At 69.2% G+C, this 21,686-nt stretch carries 17 protein-coding genes and 1 tRNA gene; 9 read left to right on the forward strand and 9 right to left on the reverse strand.

The genetic code is table 11. The features are described 5' to 3' along the window. Positions 1-18 precede the first annotated feature (18 nt). The 6 genes from ABGB19_RS11325 to ABGB19_RS11350 all read left to right on the forward strand — a co-directional run bounded on the left by ABGB19_RS11325 (position 19) and on the right by ABGB19_RS11350 (position 10,079). Complete coding sequence (locus ABGB19_RS11325; RefSeq protein ID WP_347686036.1) at positions 19-1,755, forward strand: Hsp70 family protein; 1,737 nt, start codon at positions 19-21, stop codon at positions 1,753-1,755. Positions 1,756-1,891: 136 nt separating this feature from the next. Continuing rightward, on the forward strand, positions 1,892-4,840 hold the full coding sequence (locus ABGB19_RS11330; RefSeq protein ID WP_347686037.1) for a heterodisulfide reductase-related iron-sulfur binding cluster: 2,949 nt from the start codon (positions 1,892-1,894) through the stop codon (positions 4,838-4,840). Positions 4,841-4,857: 17 nt separating this feature from the next. Beyond that, entirely contained in the window at positions 4,858-6,153 is a 1,296-nt protein-coding gene (locus ABGB19_RS11335; RefSeq protein ID WP_347686238.1) for a pyridoxal phosphate-dependent aminotransferase, read from the forward strand. Positions 6,154-6,244: 91 nt separating this feature from the next. Beyond that, positions 6,245-7,540 (forward strand): YibE/F family protein, encoded by a 1,296-nt coding sequence (locus ABGB19_RS11340; protein ID WP_347686038.1) that lies wholly within the window; start codon positions 6,245-6,247, stop codon positions 7,538-7,540. Continuing rightward, the gene (locus ABGB19_RS11345; protein WP_347686039.1) at positions 7,521-9,140 is read left to right on the forward strand and encodes a LuxR C-terminal-related transcriptional regulator; all 1,620 of its coding nucleotides are present in this window, start codon (positions 7,521-7,523) and stop codon (positions 9,138-9,140) included. Before ABGB19_RS11340 ends, ABGB19_RS11345 begins: the two co-directional genes overlap by 20 nt. Before the next feature lie 99 nt (positions 9,141-9,239). Beyond that, on the forward strand, positions 9,240-10,079 hold the full coding sequence (locus ABGB19_RS11350; protein ID WP_347686040.1) for a methyltransferase domain-containing protein: 840 nt from the start codon (positions 9,240-9,242) through the stop codon (positions 10,077-10,079). On the opposite strand, the gene rfbA is transcribed toward ABGB19_RS11350, so the two are convergent. Genes rfbA through ABGB19_RS11365 form a run of 3 tightly spaced genes read right to left on the reverse strand, consistent with a single transcriptional unit; the run spans position 10,033 to position 13,042 of the window. Further along, the gene (rfbA, locus tag ABGB19_RS11355; protein ID WP_347686041.1) at positions 10,033-10,896 is read right to left on the reverse strand and encodes a glucose-1-phosphate thymidylyltransferase RfbA; all 864 of its coding nucleotides are present in this window, start codon (positions 10,894-10,896) and stop codon (positions 10,033-10,035) included. The genes ABGB19_RS11350 and rfbA overlap by 47 nt on opposite strands. Before the next feature lie 9 nt (positions 10,897-10,905). After that, positions 10,906-11,655, reverse strand: coding sequence for a maleylpyruvate isomerase family mycothiol-dependent enzyme (locus tag ABGB19_RS11360; RefSeq protein WP_347686042.1), 750 nt, complete (start codon positions 11,653-11,655; stop codon positions 10,906-10,908). Positions 11,656-11,695: 40 nt separating this feature from the next. Continuing rightward, complete coding sequence (locus ABGB19_RS11365) at positions 11,696-13,042, reverse strand: cytochrome P450 (protein WP_347686043.1); 1,347 nt, start codon at positions 13,040-13,042, stop codon at positions 11,696-11,698. Positions 13,043-13,111: 69 nt separating this feature from the next. Between ABGB19_RS11365 and ABGB19_RS11370 the strand changes: the two genes are divergently transcribed. Further along, the gene (locus ABGB19_RS11370) at positions 13,112-13,729 is read left to right on the forward strand and encodes a TetR family transcriptional regulator (protein WP_347686044.1); all 618 of its coding nucleotides are present in this window, start codon (positions 13,112-13,114) and stop codon (positions 13,727-13,729) included. Here the strand turns inward: ABGB19_RS11370 and ABGB19_RS11375 are convergent. The 4 genes from ABGB19_RS11375 to dcd form a co-directional block, all read right to left on the reverse strand. Beyond that, positions 13,710-15,071, reverse strand: a complete 1,362-nt coding sequence (locus tag ABGB19_RS11375; RefSeq protein ID WP_347686045.1) for a UDP-glucose/GDP-mannose dehydrogenase family protein — start codon at positions 15,069-15,071, stop codon at positions 13,710-13,712. The two genes, ABGB19_RS11370 and ABGB19_RS11375, sit on opposite strands and share 20 nt — an antisense overlap. A gap of 77 nt (positions 15,072-15,148) precedes the next feature. Further along, complete coding sequence (locus ABGB19_RS11380) at positions 15,149-16,756, reverse strand: hypothetical protein (protein WP_347686046.1); 1,608 nt, start codon at positions 16,754-16,756, stop codon at positions 15,149-15,151. 223 nt (positions 16,757-16,979) lie between these two features. Next, the gene (locus tag ABGB19_RS11385) at positions 16,980-18,296 is read right to left on the reverse strand and encodes an ammonium transporter (RefSeq protein ID WP_347686047.1); all 1,317 of its coding nucleotides are present in this window, start codon (positions 18,294-18,296) and stop codon (positions 16,980-16,982) included. Positions 18,297-18,430: 134 nt separating this feature from the next. Next, entirely contained in the window at positions 18,431-19,003 is a 573-nt protein-coding gene (gene dcd, locus ABGB19_RS11390) for a dCTP deaminase (protein ID WP_347686048.1), read from the reverse strand. Between the two features lie 46 nt (positions 19,004-19,049). Here dcd and ABGB19_RS11395 point away from each other — a divergent pair. After that, positions 19,050-19,123, forward strand: a tRNA-Gly gene (locus tag ABGB19_RS11395). A gap of 583 nt (positions 19,124-19,706) precedes the next feature. Here the strand turns inward: ABGB19_RS11395 and ABGB19_RS11400 are convergent. Then, positions 19,707-20,387: a hypothetical protein gene (locus tag ABGB19_RS11400; RefSeq protein WP_347686049.1), complete on the reverse strand. Its 681-nt coding sequence runs from the start codon at positions 20,385-20,387 to the stop codon at positions 19,707-19,709. A gap of 110 nt (positions 20,388-20,497) precedes the next feature. On the opposite strand from ABGB19_RS11400, the gene ABGB19_RS11405 reads away from it, so the two are divergent. Then, positions 20,498-21,268, forward strand: coding sequence for an SDR family oxidoreductase (locus ABGB19_RS11405; protein WP_347686050.1), 771 nt, complete (start codon positions 20,498-20,500; stop codon positions 21,266-21,268). A gap of 6 nt (positions 21,269-21,274) precedes the next feature. Here the strand turns inward: ABGB19_RS11405 and ABGB19_RS11410 are convergent, their stop codons facing one another. After that, positions 21,275-21,682 (reverse strand): ATP-binding protein, encoded by a 408-nt coding sequence (locus ABGB19_RS11410; RefSeq protein ID WP_347686051.1) that lies wholly within the window; start codon positions 21,680-21,682, stop codon positions 21,275-21,277. Positions 21,683-21,686 lie beyond the last annotated feature (4 nt).

The following is a 21,686-nucleotide window of genomic DNA, read 5'->3' on the forward strand; positions in this document are numbered from 1 at the left end:
GCGCCATAGCGTCATGCCATGTTCACTCACCAGGCAGCCCCGTTGCACCCGCTGGGACTCTCTGTCGGTGCGACCAACCTCGCCGGGGCCGGCGACGTGCACCCCGCTGTCGTGCTGCCCTCGGAAGTGACGCTGCAGGGCCAACGCATGACCGGCTTCGTGGAGCGCATCGGCGATCCGGTTCCGCTCGTCGCCCCCGACGGCTCGAACCATCGCCCCGAGCACCTGCTCGCCGACGCGTTGCACACGGTCGCGCAGCGAGCGACCCGGGGATCCGACGTCGCCGAGGTGGCGGTGGCCGTGCCCGCGCACTGGCAGCCGTCGGTCGTCGACACACTGCGCCGCACCGTGCAGCACGAGGTGGTCTCGGATGCGACCGCGGCGCTGACCGCGCTGAGCGCGGATCCCGGTCTGCCCCGCCACGGCGTGGTCGTACTGTGCGATTTCGGGGGCAGCGGCACCAGCATCACGCTCGCCGACGCCGCGGCGGACCACGCCGTCATCGGCGACACCGTTCGCTTTGCCGACTTCTCCGGCGACCTCGTCGACCAGGCGCTGCTGAGGCACGTCGCGGCGTCGTTCGCCGATTTCGGCATCGACCCGTCCGGCACATTGATGGTCGGGTCGCTGAGCCGCCTGCGCGCCGAATGCCGCGGCGCCAAGGAGCGACTGTCCGGCGACACCGCGACGACGATCGTCGTCGACCTGCCCGGACACCGCACCGACTTCCGCATCACCCGCGCCGAACTCGAGGGGCTGATGCACGGCTCTGTCACCGATTTCCTTGCGGTGCTTGACGATACGCTCCAGCGCCAGCACGTCGCGCCGGCTGCCGTGTCGGCCGTGGCCACCGTCGGCGGCGGTGCCCGCATCCCCCTGCTCACGCAGCTGCTGTCCGAGCATCTGCGAGTGCCGGTGGTGACCACACCACACCCTGCGCTCACCGCCGCGCACGGGGCGGCGCTGATCGCGCGACGCAGCGCCGTCGTCGAGACCGCGACGGCCCTCGCGCCCGCCGCCGGAGCCGACGCGATGACCGCCACCGTCGCCACCGGCGCACCGTCGTCGACCTTCGGCGCGCTCGCGTGGTCGCAGGACGACGGATTTGGCGCGGACGTCCTCTTCGCCTCCGCGGACACCGACTACCAGCCCGCGAGCTCGCGACCCGAGCTGCATTTCCAGCAGGAGCAGTGGCAGGACAGCGCACCGCCCCGGCGCGCCCCGCTGGTGCTGTTCGGCCTCGCCGCGGCGGCCGCGGTGATCACCACCGCCGTGTTCGGCGTCATGCAACTGAGCAGTGACACCGCCACCCCAGTCGAGGCGGCGACCACGGTCGCGCCTTCCTCAGCGCCTGCGGCGCCGGTCAACACTCCTGCACCCCCGGCGCCGCAGGCCCCTCTCGTCACCACCGTCGTCGTGCAGCCGGCGCAGCGGTCCGGCCCGGTGCCGCGCCAGCAGGCCCCCGCGCCGCGGCCGGTCGCCCCGCCGGTCGCCGCTCCACCCCCGGCGGCGCCACCCCCTTCGGCACCCCCGACAACGACCCCGCCCTCCACCACGCCGCCGACGACTCCCCCGAGCACGCCGCCGTCGACCCCACCCGAGCCCCCGCCGATCGACCCGCCCGACACGCCCCCGTCGTCGCCGGAGCCGCCGCCGATCGACCCCGGCCCCGGCAACGGCGAGGACCCCGGCACCCCGCCGGCCGACCCCGGCGATCTGCCCCCTGGACAGCCCGAAACCGACGGCGGATCCTAGTTAGGACAGCCTTCGTAGCGGTGTTTCCCGGCGAGATGCAACTATGAGCCCGGGCCTGAGCAGGCCCTGCGCGAAGTTACTGGCCAGTAACATCGATTAAGTTACTCTTGGGTAACTTAGACACGGGAGGCACGCGGTGGATACCCAGATGCTCATCAGGCTCGTCGTCGGGCTGGGACTGACGGCGCTCGTGCTGGTATTCGCCGCCAAGCGGGTGCGCTGGCTGACCACCCTGATCCGCTCCGGGCAGAAGATGAGCCCCGCGAACAACCGCAAGGACCACCTCGGCAAGCGCATCACGACGCAGGTCGAGGAGGTCTTCGGGCAAACCCGCCTGCTGCGCTGGTCGATCCCGGGTATCGCGCACTTCTTCACGATGTGGGGCTTCTTCATCCTCGCGTCGGTCTACCTCGAGGCCTACGGCCTGCTCTTCGACCACGACTTCCACATCCCGCTCATCGGCCGCTGGGACGCGCTGGGCTTCCTGCAGGACTTCTTCGCCGTCGCCGTGCTGCTCGGCATCATCACGTTCGCGATCATCCGCTTGATGCAGGAGCCCAAACAGCACGGCCGCGACTCCCGCTTCTACGGCTCGCACACCGGCGGTGCCTGGCTGATCCTGTTCATGATCTTCAACGTCATCTGGACCTACGCGCTGGTGCGCGGTGCCGCGGTCAACACCGACGCGCTGCCCTACGGCAACGGGGCCTTCTTCTCGCAGGCGATGGGCTGGGTTCTGCATCCGCTCGGGGAGACCGCCAACGAGTGGATCGAGACGCTGGCGCTGCTCGCCCACATCGGCGTGATGCTGGTGTTCCTGCTGATCGTGCTGCACTCCAAGCACCTGCACATCGGCCTGGCGCCGCTCAACGTCACGTTCAAGCGGCTGCCCAACGCCCTGGGCCCGCTGCTGCCGGTCGAGTCCAAGGGTGAGCCGGTCGACTTCGAGGATCCCGCCGAGGACGCCGTGCTGGGCCGCGGCAAGATCGAGGACTTCACCTGGAAGGGCTACCTCGACTTCACCACGTGCACCGAATGCGGCCGCTGCCAGTCGCAGTGTCCGGCCTGGAACACCGGCAAGCCGCTGTCGCCCAAGCTCGTGATCATGAACCTGCGCGACCACCTGTTCGCCAAGGCGCCCTACATCCTCGGCGACAAGGAGTCGCCGCTGGAGAACACGCCCGAGGGTGGCCTCGGCGAGGAGCTGCGCGGCGAGAAGCGCAGCGAGGAGCACTCGCACGAGCACGTGCCGGAGTCGGGCTTCGAACGCATCATGGGCTCCGGACCCGAGCAGGCCACCCGCCCGCTCGTCGGCACCGCCGAACAGGGCGGCGTGATCGACCCCGACGTGCTGTGGTCCTGCACCACCTGCGGCGCCTGCGTCGAGCAGTGCCCGGTCGACATCGAGCACATCGACCACATCGTCGATATGCGCCGCTACCAGGTGATGATGGAGTCCGAATTCCCCGGTGAGCTCGGCGTGCTGTTCAAGAACCTGGAGACCAAGGGCAACCCCTGGGGCCAGAACGCCAAGGACCGCACCAACTGGATCGACGAGGTCGACTTCGACGTGCCCGTGTTCGGCAAGGACGTCGAGACCTTCGAGGGCTACGAGTATCTCTTCTGGGTGGGCTGCGCCGGCGCGTACGAGGACCGGGCCAAGAAGACCACCAAGGCCGTCGCCGAACTGCTGGCCGCCGCCGGCGTGAAGTACCTGGTGCTCGGCGAAGGCGAGACCTGCAACGGCGACTCGGCCCGCCGCTCCGGCAACGAATTCCTGTTCCAGCAGCTGGCCGCGCAGAACGTCGAGACCCTCAACGAACTCTTCGAAGGCGTCGAGCGGGTCGACCGCAAGGTCGTCGTGACCTGCCCGCACTGCTTCAACACGCTGGGCCGCGAGTATCCCCAACTCGGCGGCAACTACACCGTGCTGCACCACACCCAGCTGCTGAACCGGCTGATCCGCGACAAGAAGCTGGTCCCGGTCACCCCGGTCGACGGCGGCGGCGACATCACCTACCACGACCCCTGCTATCTGGGCCGGCACAACAAGGTCTACGAGGCGCCCCGTGAGCTGATCGGCGCCTCGGGCGCAACACTGACCGAGATGCCCCGGCACGCCGACCGCGGCCTGTGCTGCGGCGCGGGCGGTGCGCGGATGTGGATGGAAGAGCACATCGGCAAGCGCGTCAACCACGAACGCGTCGAGGAGGCGCTGGACACCGGCGCCTCGAAGATCGCCACCGGCTGTCCGTTCTGCCGCGTGATGATGACCGACGGCGTCGACGACCGGGCCGAGGCGATGGGCAAGGAGAAGGCCGAGGTCCTCGACGTCGCACAGCTGCTGCTGGCGTCGCTGGATACCAGCACCATTACGCTGCCCGAAAAGGGAACTGCCGCAAAGGAAGCCGAGGAACGCGCCGCCAAGGTCGAGGCGTCGGCTCCGGCGGTCGAGGAAAAGGCGCCCACCGAGGCCGAGGAGGCCGCACCCGCGGAGGCCAAGGCCACGGAAGCCTCCACGGTCACCGAAACAAAGCCGGTCACCGAAACAAAGCCGGTCACCGAAACCAAGCCGGTCACCGGGCTCGGCATCGCCGGCGGGGCCAAGCGCCCAGGCGCGAAGAAGGCCGCCGCCAAGGCTCCCGAGGCCGCCGCCGCCACCGAAGCGCCCGAGGCTCCTGCCACCCCGGAGCCCGAGGTCAAGGGCCTCGGCATCGCGGCGGGTGCGCGACGGCCCGGCGCCAAGAAGGCACCGGCGAAGGCGTCGCCCAACGAAGGCGAGGCGACGGTCACGCAGCCGCCGAACGTCGATCCGGACAAGGCCGAGCCCGGCGCCAAGACCGAGACCGCCGACTCCGATCTGGGCGTGCAGAGCAAGCCCGAACCCCAGGTCAAGGGGCTCGGTATCGCGGCCGGTGCCCGACGGCCGGGGGCGAAGAAGCCGGCGGCGGCGCCCAAGCAGCCCGAACCCGCCGCGCCGGAACCGGAGACGGAGACGTCCTCGGACGGCAACGGCAGCAAGCCGGAGCCGCCCGTCAAGGGCCTGGGCATCGCCAAGGGTGCCCGTCCGCCGGGTAAGCGCTGATCGGCGCGGCTTAATGGCTGGACACCGGTGAGACCATGGAGGACGTGACCACTCACCACGTGCCGTTTCACGGTGCCACCGGGCACCACCCGCGGCCACGCACGTTCACGCAGTCCTCCAAGCTGCAGGACGTCCTCTACGAGATCCGCGGCCCGGTACACGAGCACGCGTCGCGCCTGGAGGCCGAGGGTCACCGCATCCTCAAGCTGAACATCGGCAACCCCGCGCCGTTCGGCTTCGAGGCGCCCGACGTGATCATGCGCGACATCATCGCCGCGCTGCCGTATGCGCAGGGGTACTCGGACTCCAAGGGCATCGTCAGTGCGCGCCGGGCGGTCTTCACCCGCTACGAACTCGTCGAGGGCTTCCCGCGCTTCGACATCGACGACGTCTACCTCGGCAACGGTTGTTCCGAGCTCATCACGATGACACTGCAGGCGCTGCTGGACAACGGCGATCAGGTGCTGATCCCCGCACCCGACTACCCGCTGTGGACGGCGTCGACGTCACTGGCGGGCGGTACCCCGGTGCACTACCTGTGCGACGAGACCCAGGGCTGGCAGCCCGACATCGCCGACCTGGAGTCGAAGATCACCGACCGGACCAAGGCGCTGGTGGTGATCAACCCGAACAATCCGACGGGTGCGGTCTACGGTCGCGAAACCCTGGAGCAGATGGCCGAATTGGCGCGCAAGCACCAACTGCTGCTGCTGGCCGACGAGATCTACGACAAGATCCTCTACGACGACGCCGAGCACATCGCGATGGCCTCGGTGGCCCCCGACGTGTTGACGCTGACGTTCAACGGTCTTTCGAAGGCCTACCGGGTGGCCGGCTACCGGTCGGGATGGCTGGTGATCACCGGGCCCAAGGAGCACGCCGCCAGCTTCATCGAGGGCATCAGCCTGCTGGCCAACATGCGACTGTGTCCGAATGTGCCTGCCCAGCATGCCATCCAGGTGGCGCTGGGCGGTCACCAGAGCATCGAGGACCTGGTGCTACCCGGCGGGCGACTGCTCGAACAGCGCGACGTCGCATGGTCGAAGCTCAACGAGATCCCCGGGGTCTCGTGCGTGAAGCCGCAGGGCGCGCTCTATGCGTTCCCGAGACTGGACCCCGAGGTCTACGACATCGTCGACGACGAGCAACTCGTGCTGGACCTCCTTCTGCAGGAGAAGATCCTCGTCACCCAGGGCACCGGGTTCAACTGGCCGACACCGGATCATCTGCGCATCGTGACGCTGCCGTGGTCGCGTGACCTGGCCAACGCCATCGAGCGGCTGGGCAACTTCCTGGCCAGCTACCGCCAGTAGCTTGTTGCCCGCGAGCGCTCAGTCTTGTACGGAATCCGGGCCCGAAACCGTACAAGGGTGAGCGCTCGGCGAGTTCCTCTACCCTGACCGCGTGACGCACTCGCACGCTCACTCGCACTCATTGCACGGCCCGGCGCCACTGGGGCCGATGGCCGCCAAGGTCGTCGTCGGGCTGCTGATCGCCATCGGCGTCGCGGTGCTGGCCGGCGCGGCGTGGCTGTGGCCGACCCAGCAGGAGGTCGACATTCCGCTGCCGTTCCAGAACGCCGAGGGCGGTGCCGTCACCACCGAGGCCGGCGTGGTTCGCGCCAGCAGCGCCGCGGCGTGCGGCGGCCCGTCGGTCGGACAGGTGCTCACCGCCGACCCCGTCCCGGCCCAGGGCGACGGCAACCAGTGCGTGCAGACGTTGATCGCGATCGACTCGGGACCGAACAAGGGCGCCAACACGCTGCTGGAGTTCAGCGGCGGTCCGGGCCAGCCCAACCTGGCCGTCGGCGACGAGGTCCGGATCACCCGCCAGGTGGACCCGACAGGCATCACCACCTACTCGTTCTACGACTACGAACGCACCTGGCCGCTGATCGCACTCGCCGCGGCGTTCGCGATCGTCGTGGTGGCCGTCGCCCGCTGGCGCGGGCTGCGGGCGCTGGTCGGCATCGTCGTCGCGTTCGTCGTGCTGGTGGTGTTCATGCTGCCCGCGCTGCGCGACGGCGCCGCCGCCATCCCCGTCGCGCTCGTCGCCTCCGCCGTGATCCTCTACGCCGTGATCTACCTGGCGCACGGCGTGAGCCTGCGCACCAGCGCCGCGCTGCTGGGCACCCTGACCTCACTTCTGCTAGCCGCCGTATTGTCCTGGGGTGCAATCGAACTGGCGCATCTGACGGGGCTGTCGGAGGATCAGAACAACGAGGTCGCCGCCTACCTCGGCAACGTCTCGATCACCGGGCTGCTACTCGCCGGGTTCATCATCGGCTCGCTCGGCGTGCTCAACGACGTCACCGTCACCCAGGCGTCCACGGTGTTCGAACTGGCCCAGCTCGAAGGGGCCTCGCGACGGGCGATCTTCGTCGGCGCCATGCGGGTGGGCCGCGACCACATCGCCAGCACGGTGTACACGCTGGTACTGGCCTACGCGGGCAGCGCGCTGCCGCTGCTGTTGTTGTTCAGCGTCGCCAACCGCTCGCTCGGCGACGTGCTCACCAGTGAGAGCGTGGCGATCGAGATCGCGCGTTCGGCGGTGGGCGGTATCGCGCTGGCATTATCGGTGCCGCTGACGACGGCCATCGCCGCGATTCTCGCGACGCCGCACCAGCAGGCCTCCCCCAGGGAGATTGCCCATCCGCATCGACGTGCGGAAGACTCTGATCATGGCCGGCAGGGTCGCTGACGCGGCCAGGGCTTTCCAACGCCAGGCGTGGGCCGAGGTCTATGAGTGTCTCGCCGACGCGAGTGAACCGCTGGACGCCGACGACCTCGAACGCCTCGCCGTGGCGACCTACTTGCTGGGCAGGGATCACGAGAGCGTTCGCACCTGGGAACGGGCGTACGCCGCATTCTTGGCGCGCGAGAAGCCCGACCGGGCGGCCGAGTGCGGCTTCTGGCTGGCGCTGACGCAGCTGCTTGCCGGCAATTCGGCGCGCGGCGGTGGTTGGCTCGCACGCGTGGGCCGACTCGTCGAGGACGCCGCACCGGACTGCGCCGCCCGGGGTTACCTGCTCGTGTCCGCGGGCCTCGAGGCGTGGATGAGTGGAGACTGCAGCAACTCCCTCGAGCTGTTCACCGAGGCCGCCCGCATCGCGACACGATTCGGTGACAAGGACCTGACGGCGCTGGCCCGCCTGGGTCAGGGGCAGGCGTCGGTGACCCGGGGCGAGACGGTGTCCGGCGTGGCACTGCTCGACGAAGCGATGGTGAGCGTCACCGCGGGCGAGGTGTCACCCATACCCGCGGGCATTGTGTACTGCGGCGTCATCGAGACCTGCATGGGCGTGTTCGACCTGCGGCGGGCGACCGAGTGGACGATCGCGTTGAGCGACTGGTGCGACGCCCAACCCGAGCTGGTGCCCTACCGCGGCCAGTGCCTGGTGCATCGCTCGCAGATCCTGCAGATCCACGGCGAGTGGCCCGAGGCTACGACCGCCGCCCGCCAGGCATGCGAGCACATGTCGCGCCCGGAACACCCGGCCTTGGGCATGGCTGCCTACCAGTTGGCAGAGCTGTATCGGCTGCGCGGGGCGTTCGACGACGCCGAGATCGCCTACCGGCAAGCCCACCGGCGGGGCAGGGAACCGCTGCCCGGTCTGGCCCTGCTCCGCCTGGCCGAGGGGCAGCTCGACGCCGCGACGGCCGGAGCCCGTCGTGCCAAACAAGCAAACCCTGATCGCTTCGGCCGGCCGACTGCGATCGCGGCTCACGTCGACGTCATGCTCGCGACCGGTGAGGTCGCGGCCGCGCGCGCGAGCGCCGACGAACTGGCCGGGATCGCCGAGGCCGCCGACGCGCCGTTCCTGCATGCCATCGCTGCGCACGCCGACGGTGCGACGCTGCTCGCCGAGGGCGACGCGGCCGCGGCGCTGGACACGCTGAACCGGGCGGCGGCGGGTTGGCAGGAGTTGACGATGCCGTACGAGGCCGCACGGACTCGCGTCGAGATCGGGCTTTGCTGCCGCGCGCTCGGCGACAGCGATTCGGCCAGCTTCGAATTCGACGCCGCGCGAGAGGTATTCGAGCGTCTCGGCGCCGAACCCGACCTGGCCCGGCTGGCCCGGCTCGTCGAGTCCGCCCCTGACCGTGCCGCACGCCTGACCGGTCGGGAACGCGAGGTGCTACGGCTCGTTGCCGCAGGCAACTCCAACCGCGAGATCGGCACGCGGCTCGTTCTCAGCGAGCACACCGTCGCCCGTCACCTGCAGAACATCTACGCCAAGCTCGACCTGTCCTCACGCGCGGCAGCCACCGCCTACGCCTACCGGCACCACCTGGTCTGAGCTCGGGCCATCGTGGTCAGAACGGACCACGGCGCCGGGCGGGCGAAATGGTGAATTCGGTCGATGCGGCCCACGCCGTCGCCTTCGTAGCGTCGCCCTATGACTCGACATCTGGACTACCGTGGCCTCCGGCGCACCGAGGCCGAGAACTACGCCCGCGATTTCGTCCCCCTCATCCCCGCGCCACTTGCCGCCGATCTGATCGAGGCGGCCGCGCCCGAGCCCGGCGAATTCGTCGTCGATGTCGCGTGCGGAACCGGCGTCGTCACCCGGCTGGCCGCCGAACGGGTCGGGGCGAACGGAAAAGTCGTCGGGGTGGATCTCGTGCCGGAGATGTTGGAAGTCGCCGCAGCCGCTTCCACACCGTCCGGCGCGCCGATCGACTGGCGTCAGGGCGACGCCGAATCTCTTCCGCTGCCGGACGAGTCCTACGACCTGGCGCTGTGTCAGCTCGGGCTGATGTTCTTCGCCGACCGACTCGCAGCGCTGGGTGAGATGCGCCGGGTGCTGTCACCGGGCGGGCGCCTCGCCGTCAACGTGCCCGCACCGATGCCGGCACTGTTCGAGATCATGTGCGAGGCGCTGGGTCGCCACATCGACCCCGCTCTCCCCGGCTTCCTACGTACCGTCTTCTCGCTCGACGAAACCGCGCTTCGCGGATTGATCGACGCCGCCCATTTTCACGATGTGAGCGTCCAGAGCGCCACGAGGACGTTGCGCCTACCGCCGCCCGACGAATTTCTCTGGCAGTACCTTCGAGTCACCCCCATCGCGGGGCTCGTCCTGGCGGCGGACGAGGATCGCCGGCAAGCGCTCGAGGACGACGTCGTCGCGCGCTGGCAGGACTTCGTCGCCGACGGAGGTCTGAGCGTGGAGCTGACGGTCGTGACGGCTACCGCTCGAGCAGCTCCAACAGGTAGGCGCCGTAGCCGGACTTGAGCAGAGTCTTTGCGCGCGCGGCCAATTGGTCGTCGTCGATGAACCCGACGCGCCACGCGACCTCCTCGGGGACGCTGATCTTCAACCCCTGCCTGCGCTCGATGGTGCGCACGTAGTCACTGGCGTCCAGCAGCGAGTCGAAGGTTCCGGTGTCCAGCCACGCGGTGCCGCGGGCGAGCACCTCGACGCGCAGCCGGCCCTGGTTCAGGTACGTCTGGTTGACCTCGGTGATCTCCAGTTCGCCTCGCGCCGAGGGTTTCAGCCCGCGGGCGATCTCGACGACGTCGTTGTCGTAGAAGTACAGACCGGGCACCGCGTAATGGGATTTCGGCGTGGCGGGCTTCTCCTCGAGGGACAGCGCGGTCCCGTCGGCGGCGAACTCGACGACACCGTAGGCCGACGGGTTGGCCACCCAGTAGGCGAAGATCGCTCCCCCGCTGACGTTGTGGAACCTGCGCAGGCTGGTGCCCAGACCGGGGCCGTAGAAGATGTTGTCGCCCAACACCAGCGCCACCGGCTCGTTGCCGATGTGCCGGGCGCCGATGAGGAAAGCCTGCGCAAGCCCCTCCGGGCGATCCTGCACGGCGTAGTCGAGGTTGATACCGAAGGCCGAACCGTCACCGAGGACTCGGTGGAACGCGGGGGCGTCGTCGGGGGTGGTGATCACCAGGATGTCGCGGATCCCGGCCATCATCAGCGTGGACAGCGGGTAGTAGATCATCGGCTTGTCGTACACGGGCACCAGCTGCTTGCTGACGCCCATGGTGATCGGATACAGCCGCGTGCCCGCGCCGCCGGCCAGGATGATGCCCCGCATGCCGTAAGCCTAGAACGGGGTGCGGTCCAGCCAGCCGTCCCAGACCGCGGTGTCCCCGAACACCTCTACCCCGCCATCGGCGACGGCCCGCCTGCGGACGAGCGCCAGCAGCAGGTCCTTGGCCTGCCCGCGCAGCGCGACATCACCCTTGCCGTGCTCGTGCGACCACCACACCCCGTCCTCGTCGTTGACGATGGTCCACTCGCCCGTGGGGCCCAGGCCGTCGTCGGTGGCGTGCAGGTGCAGCTTTCGGCCGCGCTCCACCGGCGGCGAGCTCCGCTTGGCCCGCACGGTCATCAACTCGATCCACTCGCTGATCGCGTCGGCGGCCAGATCGGCGGGCAGGTCGTAGTCGACGCCGAGGGCCAGCGCGGCGTCGGCGTGGTGCACCTCCACCTCGTGCAGCCGCCGGCGGATCCACCACCCCGCAGGCCGGGCGCCCAGGAACGTCCACACCCGGCAGTCGGAACCGACGTGATCGACGGCCTTGATGAGCGCCTCCGCCCCGCCGACGAGCCAGTCCACGGCGCCGTCCGGATCCTCGGGCGGTTTGCCGTCACGGACGTCGCGCGGGTCCAGCGGCTCCAACAGCCGCTCGGCGACGATCTGTGCGGCCCAACGGTTTCCGCGGCCAACGTGCCGGAAGAGCTGTTTGAGAGTCCAGTCGGGGCAGGTCGGGACGGGGGTCGACGGGTCTGCACTGCGGATCAGCTCCCCGAAGGACCGGGTCTGGTCGAGCAGCGCCGCTCGGAAATCCACGATACGAACCTACTCAATACTCGACGCGAAAGCCTCCGAATCAGGGCCGCGAACTGATCGGCGCCCTGGCTTCTCCCAGCGTGATCGGCAGCGAAGCCCACCCGCGCAGCACCCGGGTATCGCGTCGGCTGCCTGCGCCGGCGAGCCGGGCGTCGGGGAAACGCTCGAAGAAGGTGCGCAGCCCGACCTCGCCCTCGGCACGCGCCAGCGCCGCGCCCAGGCAGAAGTGCCTGCCGCCGGAGAACGACAGATGCTTGCCAGCGTTGGCCCGCTCGAGGTCGAATCGGTGCGGGTCGTCGAACACGTTCGGGTCGCGGTTCGCCCCGGCCACATACAGGATGACACCGTCGCCGCGCCGCACCGGCCTGCCCGCGATCTCGGTGTCCTGCTTGGCAATCCGCGCAGTCAGCTGCACCGGCGGGTCGAGCCGCAGGATCTCCTCGACCGCGGTCGGCCACAGCTCGGGCCTGGCCGCCAGCGTCTCGAGGTGCTGCGGATGCTCCAGCAGCATCCGGATGCCGTTGCCCAGCAGGTTCACCGTCGTCTCGAACCCCGCGGCCAGCACCAGTCCGGCGGTGGCCAGCAGTTCCTGCTTGTTGAGCTTCGCGCCTTCGTCCGACGCCGCGATCAGCTGGCTCATCAGATCGTCACCCGGGTTGCGCCGCAGCTCGTCGAGGTGGGCGGCGAGCCAGTCGTTGAAGCCCTCGATGCCGCGGTACACCGTGCGGTACTGCGACCACGTCAGCCCGATGTCCAGGCTGGGCGCGGCCAACTCGCCGAACTCGAGCACCCTCGGCCGCGCCTCGTCCGGGACCCCCAGGATGTCGCTGATGATCGCCACCGGCAGCTGCGAGCAGTACCGTTCGACCACGTCGACGGTGCCCGCGTCGGCGAGCCCGTCGAGCAGCCCCTCGGCGGTCTCGGCAACCCGATCCTTGAGCGTGGCAACGGCTCTGGTGGTGAACACCGACGACACCAGCTTGCGGTAGCGCGTGTGCTCGGGCGGTTCCACCGACAGCATCGACGGCGGCTCGAGCGGGTGCAGCAGGCCGGTCTTGGTGCGGTCGGCCACCCACTGCAGCGGCTTGGGCAGATTCGAGCCCATGGACAGCACCCGGAAGTCGTCGGAGCGCAGCACGTCGTTGACGACACCGTGGTCGACGGTGATGTGCACCGCGGCGGCCTTGACGATCGGCCCTCGCGCGCGCAACTCCTCGGTGAACGGGACGGGGTTGGCCCGCACGGTCGGGTCGGCGATCAGCCGGCCCTGCGGGTCGCCGCGGCGCGCCAGCAGCTTCGAGGCGCCACGGACGAACCCGTGCACCGCCAGCCAGCGGATCCGCTGCCGGACCGGCCCGGTGCGACGACGGCCGAGATCGGGTTCCATCTGGAGCACTCCTGGTAACCGAATAGCGGTTCGGTACGGTGTCGCGAGCCTACCGAATTAGTATTCGGTATGGCAAGGAGGCGGATACCCGCCGAAGAGCGGCGGCTGCGCATCCTCGACGCCGCGGTGGAGGTGTTCGCCGAGCACGGCTACAACGCGGCGAAGATGCAGGACATCGCCGCCCGCGCCGGCGTCGTGCCCTCGGTGCTCTACGACCATTTCGCCTCCAAGCGCGCGCTGCACATCACGCTGCTTCAGCAGCACGGCCAGCAGTTGCGCGAGCGCTCACTGCGGCGCCTGGAGGGCGCGTCGGTCGAGGAGATGGTCCGCGCGAGCATCGCCAACTACTTCGCGTTCGTCGAGGAGGACCCGTTCATCTGGCGGGTCCTGCATCAGGACGTGCCGGCCGACGAGGAGATCGCCGAGGTGTGCCGCGAGATCGCCGACCGCGGCACCGCCAGCATCGCCGACCTCATCCGCTTCGGCGCAGGCGACGCGACGTCGCTGCGGGGTATCACGCTCGACGACGCGGCGTGGATCCTCGCGCGCGCAACGCAATCGGCGACGGACGGGGTGGCGCGGTGGTGGTACGAGAATCGCGACGTGCCCCGCGAACGCGTCGTGGAGCTGGTGTTCATGCTGCTGTGGCAGGGCTTCGAGGGGATGCTCAAACAGGCCGATCGATGAACCCGGACGGGTGGACCACCGCCGGGCTGCGACCCAGGCAGTGCATCCGCCAGCCAGCCGCTGTCCACCGCTCCACATCGAGGCAGTTACGGCCGTCCACAACGACTTTCGCACGCACCGTCGGCGCAAGGTCGACCGGATCCAGGTCGACGAACTCCCGCCATTCGGTGAGCACCAGCACCGCGTCGGCCCGCTCGCAGGCCTCTTGCACCGACGTCGCGTACGTCAGCGTCGGGAACACCCGCCGCGAGTTCTCCATCGCCTTGGGGTCGTAGACGTTGACGGTGGCGCCGTTGAGTTGCAGCATGCCGGCGACGTTGAGCGCGGGTGAGTCGCGCACGTCGTCGGACTCCGGCTTGAACGCCGCGCCGAGCACCGCGACGTTGGCGCCGAGTAGCGACCCGCCGCACGCCGTCGTCGCCAGCTCCACCATCCGGGTGCGACGGCGCATGTTGATGCTGTCCACCTCACGCAGGAACGTCAGCGCGTGGTTGGCGCCCAGCTCGCCCGCGCGCGCCATGAACGCGCGGATGTCCTTGGGCAGGCAGCCCCCGCCGAAGCCCAGTCCCGCGTTGAGGAACCGACGGCCGATGCGCGGGTCGTGGCCCAGCGCGTCGGCGAGCATGGTGACGTCGGCGTCGACGGCCTCGCACACCTCGGCGATCGCGTTGATGAACGAGATCTTGGTCGCCAGGAAGGCATTCGCGGACACCTTGACCAGTTCGGCAGTCTGCAGATCGGTCACCAGGAAGGGCACGTCGGCGGGGGGCAATGCCGCGTACATCTCACGCACCGCGGCCTCGGCGCGAACCGAATCCGGCTGCACGCCAAGCACGATGCGATCAGGATGCAGGGTGTCGTGCACGGCGAACCCCTCGCGCAGGAACTCGGGATTCCACGCGACCTCGACGTCGACACCGGCCGGTGCGAGCGCACGTGCGCGGCCGACGAGCTCGGCGGCGGTGCCCACCGGCACCGTCGACTTGCCGACGATCACCGCGGACCGCCGCAACCGCGGCACCAGGGTGTCGATCACCGCGTGCACGTGGCGCAGGTCGGCGCCGTACTCGCCCTTCTTCTGCGGCGTGCCGACACCGAGGAAGTGCACGTCGGCGAACTCGACCGCGGTCTCGTAGTCGGTGGTGAACTGCAGCCGCCCGGCAGCGATGTTGTCGCGCAACAACTTCGACAGGCCGGGCTCGTAGAACGGGACGTCGCCCGCGGCGAGCTTGGCCACCTTGCCGGGGTCGATGTCGACGCCGATCACCTCGTGACCGAGTTCGGCCATCCCGGCCGCGTGGGTGGCTCCCAGATAACCCGTGCCGAAAACGGTGCAGCGCATACTGCTTCTATAGGCAGCCGCGATGAGCTAACCGCTACGCGACACCAGACGCCCGGCCAACGACAGGTTACGAGCGGCTAACTGCAGAAGATCAGGAAGCAGTTCGAGCCGCCACCACGACTCGACGAGCCGCCGGAGCCGTAGTCACCCGAGCCGCGCGAGCCCGATCCGGAACCGGGGTAGCCGCTGCCGGGATAGCCGCCCGAGCCTGACCCACCGTTCTGCCACGACGGCACCTGCTGCGGGTACTGCGGTTCCTGTGGCTCAGGAGCTTCCGGCTCCGGCGGAGTCCAGGTGGGCTTCGGCGGGGTCCAGGTCGGCTTGGGTGGGGTCCATGTCGGCGTCGGTGGTTCCCACGTCGGCGGCGACGGCCGCCACGGCGGCGTCCACGGGTACTGCGGCCGCGGGTAGTACCGCGGCGGCGTCACCACCGGCGGCACGTACACCGGAACCGGCGCGGGCGCCACGACGGGCGGGGCGGGCGGCGGCGCGACGGGCGCCGGCGGCGGTGCGGCCGGCGCCGGCGGGGGTGCCGCAGGAGCGGGCGCGGACTCCACGAAGACCCTCCGCGGCGGAGCCTGCGGTGCGGGCTGCTGCTGCACGACGGGCACCGGCGCCTTGATGGTCTCGGCGGACGGCGGCGGCGGCTGGACCGGCGGCAACGCCTCCTGCACCGGCGGCGGCGCTGCCGGTACGACGCTGCTCGGAGCGATCGCGCTCTCGGCCGGGCTCGGCCGCTGGTCCGCGGTCGGCCGGATGCTCACCGCGAGCGAAATGACCAGTGCCACTACGCCGACCACGAACACGGACGTCAACGCGCTACCGACGAGCAGGAACGGCTTGCCCTTCTCGGCCGCGGGCGTCAGGTCGGTCTGCGGCTCGTAGGCGTCCACGTAGGCGCCGTCGCCGCCGACGGGCCTTAGCTGGGTTTCCGCGGCCGCGAATCCGGCGTACGCCGAACCCGCGGTGGTGCCGTCGGGATCCTGTGAGTAGGCCAGACCGACCGTCGACGCCTCGAACGCCGGCGCGTGCGCGGCGGCCAGGGCGGCGCCGCGGGCCAGCGCGAGCTCGGACTCGTCGGGGGCCTGCACGGGCAGGCTGACGAGGTGTGCGAGATGGTCCTTGACCGAGCTGACGTCGACGCCGGAGCCGACGACGAACATGCCCTGGGGCGGGGTATCCTGCTGGTCTACGGCGGCGGCCATCTCGGCGAGCACGGCCATCGCGTCACCGCCGTGCAGGGTGCGGCTGAGCACCTTGACGACCGACCCGTCGTCGGTCTGCACCACCGAGAGGGTGGCGGTGTCGCGGTCGATGAACAACAGCGCGGTGGTGGCGTACCCGATGGCACGCCCCACGGCCTGGGCGAGAGCCGCTGCTGCATGGCCGTCGGAGACGAGCATGATGTCGTCGATACCGCGAGCGGACAACGCCTCCCGCAGTTGCCCGGCCTCGGCGTGGTCGCTCCACGTGACGCCGATGGCCTTGAGATCATGGCCGCCCGCTTCGGCGCTCTCCTTGGTGCCCAAGACGGCATCGACCACCGCCGCAGCGGCACTCGAGCCTTCGCTGGCGGTGATGTCGAAGGTGTCGTGGTCGACGGTCGCTCCGTCGGCCTTCTCGCCTTCGACCAGCACCATGCGGACCGTCGTAGGTGTCATCGACACACCTAATACGATGTCCACTGACCCCTCCAAAGTGTTTGCTACGCTTCCTAGGTCGGCGTGCGACACCTTATCCCACACGAGCCGACGACTAGTACTTAATCGTCCTGAGCAGCATGCGCGTTACACCCCGACACACATTTGCTGCAGAGCGATAAGCCTGGCCGGCCGTGGACGGCACGGGTGCTGCCGACGCCGGTAGGCCAAACCCTACTCGTGTCAACGACCGAGCGCGCCCGTCCGTTCAGTTGTCGTCGGCCGTCTCGGCGCGCTGCGGCGCCTCGATGGGACCCAAGCCGCCCGGGGTCGGCCGCCGGGTCGGGACGTGCCCGTGCACGCCCTCGGCGTAGGCCGTCTCGGCGTGCTGGGAGAAGTCGACGCCGGTGGTCTCGTCGTCGGCGCTGACCCGGAAGCCCATCACCCGGTCGATGATCTTGGCGAGCACGAAGGAGACTGCGAAGGCGTACAGGGCGACCACGACCACCGCCAGCGACTGCTTGCCGAGTTGGGTGAGCCCGCCGCCGTAGAACAGCCCGGACGGTCCGCCGGTCATCACCTCGGTGGCGATCAGCCCGATCAGCAGCACGCCGACCACACCGCCGACGAAGTGCACCCCCACCACGTCGAGCGAGTCGTCGTAGTTCCAGCGGAATTTCAGGCCGACGGCGAACGAGCACACGATCCCGGCCGCCAGGCCGACGATTAACGCGCCGAGGGTGTTGACCGTGCCGCAGGACGGCGTGATGGCGACCAGGCCGGCGACGACACCGGAGGCGGCGCCGAAGGTGGTGGGCTTGCCGTCGCGGATGCGTTCGACGGTGATCCAGCCGAGCATGCCGAGGCAGCCGGCCACCAGCGTGTTGAGGAACACCGCGGCCGCGGTCCCGTTGGCGGCCAGCGCCGAACCCGCGTTGAACCCGAACCAGCCGAACCACAGCAGTCCCGCGCCGAGCAGCACGAAGGGAAGATTGTGCGGGCGCATCGCGTCCTTCTTGAACCCGATGCGCGGGCCGAGCACCAGCGCGAGCGCCAGAGCCGAGGCGCCCGAGACGATTTCGACGACCAAGCCGCCGGCGTAATCCAGCGCGCCGAACTCGAAGAGCCAGCCGCCGGGACCCCAGACCCAGTGCGCCACGACGGCGTAGACGGCGACGGTCCACACCGGCACGAACACCATCCAGGCCGCGAATCGGGCGCGGTCGGCGATCGCGCCGCTGACGAGCGCGGCGGTGACGATGGCGAAGGTCAGTTGGAAGGTGGCGAAGAGCAGTTCGGGCACGGCGCCGCGCAGCGTGGAAGGGTCCACGCCGAGCATCCCGAAGTGGGCGAGATTGCCGACCAGACCGCCGCCGGCGTCCTCGGAGAACGCCACGCTGTAGCCGGCCAGCAGCCAGGCCACGGTGCACAGCGGGATCGAGATGAAGCACATCATGATCATGTTGAGCACGCCGGTGGTGCGCACCATGCCGCCGTAGAAGATGGCCAGGCCCGGGGTCATCAGCAGGACCATCGCCGTGGCGGCCAGCAGCCAGGCAGTAGCGGCAGGATCGATCGCGTCCATGGGGGCTCCCTCCCAGTCGGGGAAGAGCATTTCGGCCGAAGGTTTCGGCCGGGGGGCGAGCGTGTTTCCGGAATGTTTCGTGTTTCGCGGCGGTTACCGACTGCTCACCGCGGGTTTCGCGCGTTGGCCCCGCGTCAGCTGGAGCTGATGAAGTTCTGATACGACCGCGACGGCGTCGGTCCGCGCTGGCCCTGGTACTTCGAACCGGCCTGCGCGCTGCCGTAGGGGTGCTCGGCGGGGCTGGTCAGCCGCAGCAGGCAGAGCTGGCCGATCTTCATGCCCGGCCACAGGGTGATCGGCAGGTTGGCGACGTTCGACAACTCCAGGGTGATGTGGCCGGAGAAGCCCGGGTCGATGAAGCCCGCCGTCGAGTGGGTCAGCAGCCCGAGGCGGCCGAGCGAGGATTTGCCCTCCAGCCGGCCGGCCAGGTCGTCGGGCAGGGTGCACAGCTCCAGCGTCGAGCCGAGCACGAACTCGCCGGGGTGCAGCACGAACGGCTCGCCCGGTGCGGGCTCGACGAGGCTGGTGAGCTCGTCCTGCTGCTTGGCCGGATCGATGTGGGTGTAGCGCGTGTTGTTGAAGACGCGAAAGAGGCTGTCCAGCCGGACGTCGATGCTCGACGGCTGGATGAGGGTGTCGTCGAACGGGTCGAGGCTCAGCCGCTCGGCGGCGATTTCGGCACGGATGTCGCGGTCGGAGAGCAGCACGCGATGAGCGTATCGGCTCCGGGTGCTAATCTCCGAGATCACCAAGGCCGATGTAGTTCAATGGCAGAACATCAGCTTCCCAAGCTGAATACGCGGGTTCGATTCCCGTCATCGGCTCCATGTGATGTGTTGCCGCGGCGCATTCTGACGGATCAACGCCTTGTGCACCTCGGCTGCGGCATGGCGCGCATCCTGTGCCCGACCGCGAGCGATGGACTCGCTCCCGCTATGCCTTCTGACGACAGGACCCGCGGCAGTAGCGGGCGTCGGCACGCGCATAGAACCACGTCCCGCACTCCTCGCACCGCATCCGGGTGGCCCCCAGGGCGATTACGTTACGACTATCCGTAAACGGATTATCCTTAGCCAACCGAAATATATCTGGTGACATGGCAATTCGAACGAGCCAATCGACGATCGGCGTCGCCTCCGAGCCGGTACCGCGGTATGGTCGACGTGCGCCTCAAGCAAGGAGGGCTGCCTATCATGTCGACTGCCGACGAAGGAAAACCGACCAAGGTATCAGTGGGGAAACCGCCGCCTCCGCCACCCGCGGCGCCCGGTGATCAGCACCAGACTGACGCGACCGGATCGGTGGGCGAACTGATACGGAGACGCTTCGGCGTCGGGAGGCAGTGACGGCTCGCCGGGCGAGCGCCGCCGGATGGGAGGAGCGGTGGAGTTCGCCCGGTCTCCCGGCGATCTAGCGGAGGTAGATCTCGTCTCCGTCGGGATAGCCGCCGCCGGTGGTGGTGATGTGGACGTGGTCGTAATGCCCGTAGCCACCCGACTGCGCACCGCCCGGCGTGTAGTAGACACCCCGCCAGATCGCGTCCTGCATGCCGAAGCGCTTCGCGTTGCGCTGCACGAACCAGACGATCTCATTCCCGAGCTGGATCCCTTCGGCACTGCTCGGGTTGGGAATCATCACGTCGAGCGCGAGTCCGTTGGGATGCCACCGCAGCGCGTCGGGCCGTACCCCGCCGATGCTGCGGATCTCCGGGAAGGCCTCGCTGATCGCGCGCGACGCCAGAATCGTCTTGACCTGCAGCCCACGCTCCGGCGCGACGCCGACGGGTAACGCCCGGTCGACGGTCCGATAGCGCGACGCCGTGACCATCTGGTCCGGCACCGAGTTCATTCCCACCTGCGCGATATTCGGTTCAGGCAGTGGCGCGGTCGGTGCCGCGGCCACGATCTCGACGCTCGTGATCTCCGAAGGTGCAGCGCTCTCGACCGGCTCGGCGGCGCGGACTTCTTCGAGGGATTCGAGGGAGGAGTGTCCCTGTCCCTCCATCGCGAAGAAGACCGCAACCGGAGCGATGGCCGCGACCACACCAAGCGGCGTTTTGCGTCGCTTCTTGGCTAAGGAGTGTCGCCCCACGGGGGGCAGCCTATATCAAACCGTTACATTTGCCGCAATTCTGCCTCGATTCGTGTGCGGCCGCCCAGTACATGGCCGGCGGGCCGGTGCATCAGGGATTATCGGAAGCCGTGGCAGGACTGCTCGAGGGCAAGGTCGTCCTCGTCGCCGGACTCGGCGGCATCGGCAACGGGTTGGCTCGCAGGTTCGCCGACGAGGGTGCGCGCCTGGTCATCGGCGATCTCGACGGCGACCTGGTGTCCCGCATCGTCGACGAGCTCGACCCGACGGGCGAGCGGATCCGCGGCGTACCCCTCGACGGCTCCGACGAGGACTCCGTCGGCGCGATCGTGAGGCTGGCCGTCGACGCCTTCGGCAGGCTCGACGGAATGCACGTCAACTTCACCAACGCCGCCGACGCGTATTTGCCAGGCGGCGTGGTCGAACTCCCACTCGACGCCTTCGACGAGGTGATGCGCGTCAACACCAGGGGTTTCGTCATCTGCGCCAAGCACGCGATTCCCCCGATGATCGACGGCGGCGGCGGCTCGATCGTGTTCACCGCGTCCATCGACGCCTACAACGGTGCCGGCACTCGCGTGTCCTACGCGATGAGCAAGGCCGCCGAGTTGGCGCTGATGCGACACATCGCCCGCAGGTACGGTCCGAAGGGCATCCGCGCCAACGCGATCGCGCCCGGGTTGATCTGGCATTACAAGTTCGACCAGCAGCCCATGCCCGAGGGCGTTGTCGAGCAGACCCGTGCCCGCCAGATGATCAAGTCGCGATTCGGCACCCCGGACGACGTCGCGGCGATGGCCGCCCTGCTGCTCTCCGACGACGGCAGTTTCATCACCGCCCAGACCATCAGCGTCGACGGTGGCGTCACCTTTCGGCCCTGACCGGGGTCAGGGCAGCCGCGACACCAGCGTCCAGCGGTTGCCGGCCTTGTCGCGGCGGTAGGACAACTCGTCGAGCACCTCCAGTGCGATGGCCAGGCCACGGCCGCTCTCGGCGAGCTCGTCGGGCAGCGACATCTTCGTCAGGTCGATCCGCGCCGGCTTGCCGCCGTCGATGAGGGTGGCGCGCACCTCACCGCGGGTGACGCTGACCTCCATCCGCAGCGGCACCGACCTCCCGGCGGCCGCGTGTTCGATGATGTTGCCCGCGACCTCTCCGACGGCCAAATCCATCGACATCTGCACCGAACCCGGTATGGAGTGGTCGGACCACACCTTGTCCAGCGTTTCTTGAAGCACTGCAAGCGCATCCAGTGTCGTCGTCGTCTCGATGACGGCGGCGGGCTCGCTGGTCACCGGG

This window comes from Mycobacterium sp. B14F4, from assembly GCF_039871645.1.
GTDB lineage: Bacteria > Actinomycetota > Actinomycetes > Mycobacteriales > Mycobacteriaceae > Mycobacterium.

Bases quoted from the DNA above. Each gene is read 5' to 3' on its own strand.
- ABGB19_RS11375 (WP_347686045.1), bottom strand. From the start codon at position 15,071: ATGCGCTGCACCGTTTTCGGCACGGGTTATCTGGGAGCCACCCACGCG.
- ABGB19_RS11345 (WP_347686039.1), top strand. From the start codon at position 7,521: ATGGCCGGCAGGGTCGCTGACGCGGCCAGGGCTTTCCAACGCCAGGCG.
- ABGB19_RS11365 (WP_347686043.1), bottom strand. From the start codon at position 13,042: ATGGAACCCGATCTCGGCCGTCGTCGCACCGGGCCGGTCCGGCAGCGG.
- rfbA (WP_347686041.1), bottom strand. From the start codon at position 10,896: ATGCGGGGCATCATCCTGGCCGGCGGCGCGGGCACGCGGCTGTATCCG.
- ABGB19_RS11350 (WP_347686040.1), top strand. From the start codon at position 9,240: ATGACTCGACATCTGGACTACCGTGGCCTCCGGCGCACCGAGGCCGAG.
- ABGB19_RS11385 (WP_347686047.1), bottom strand. From the start codon at position 18,296: ATGGACGCGATCGATCCTGCCGCTACTGCCTGGCTGCTGGCCGCCACG.
- ABGB19_RS11325 (WP_347686036.1), top strand. From the start codon at position 19: ATGTTCACTCACCAGGCAGCCCCGTTGCACCCGCTGGGACTCTCTGTC.
- ABGB19_RS11370 (WP_347686044.1), top strand. From the start codon at position 13,112: ATGGCAAGGAGGCGGATACCCGCCGAAGAGCGGCGGCTGCGCATCCTC.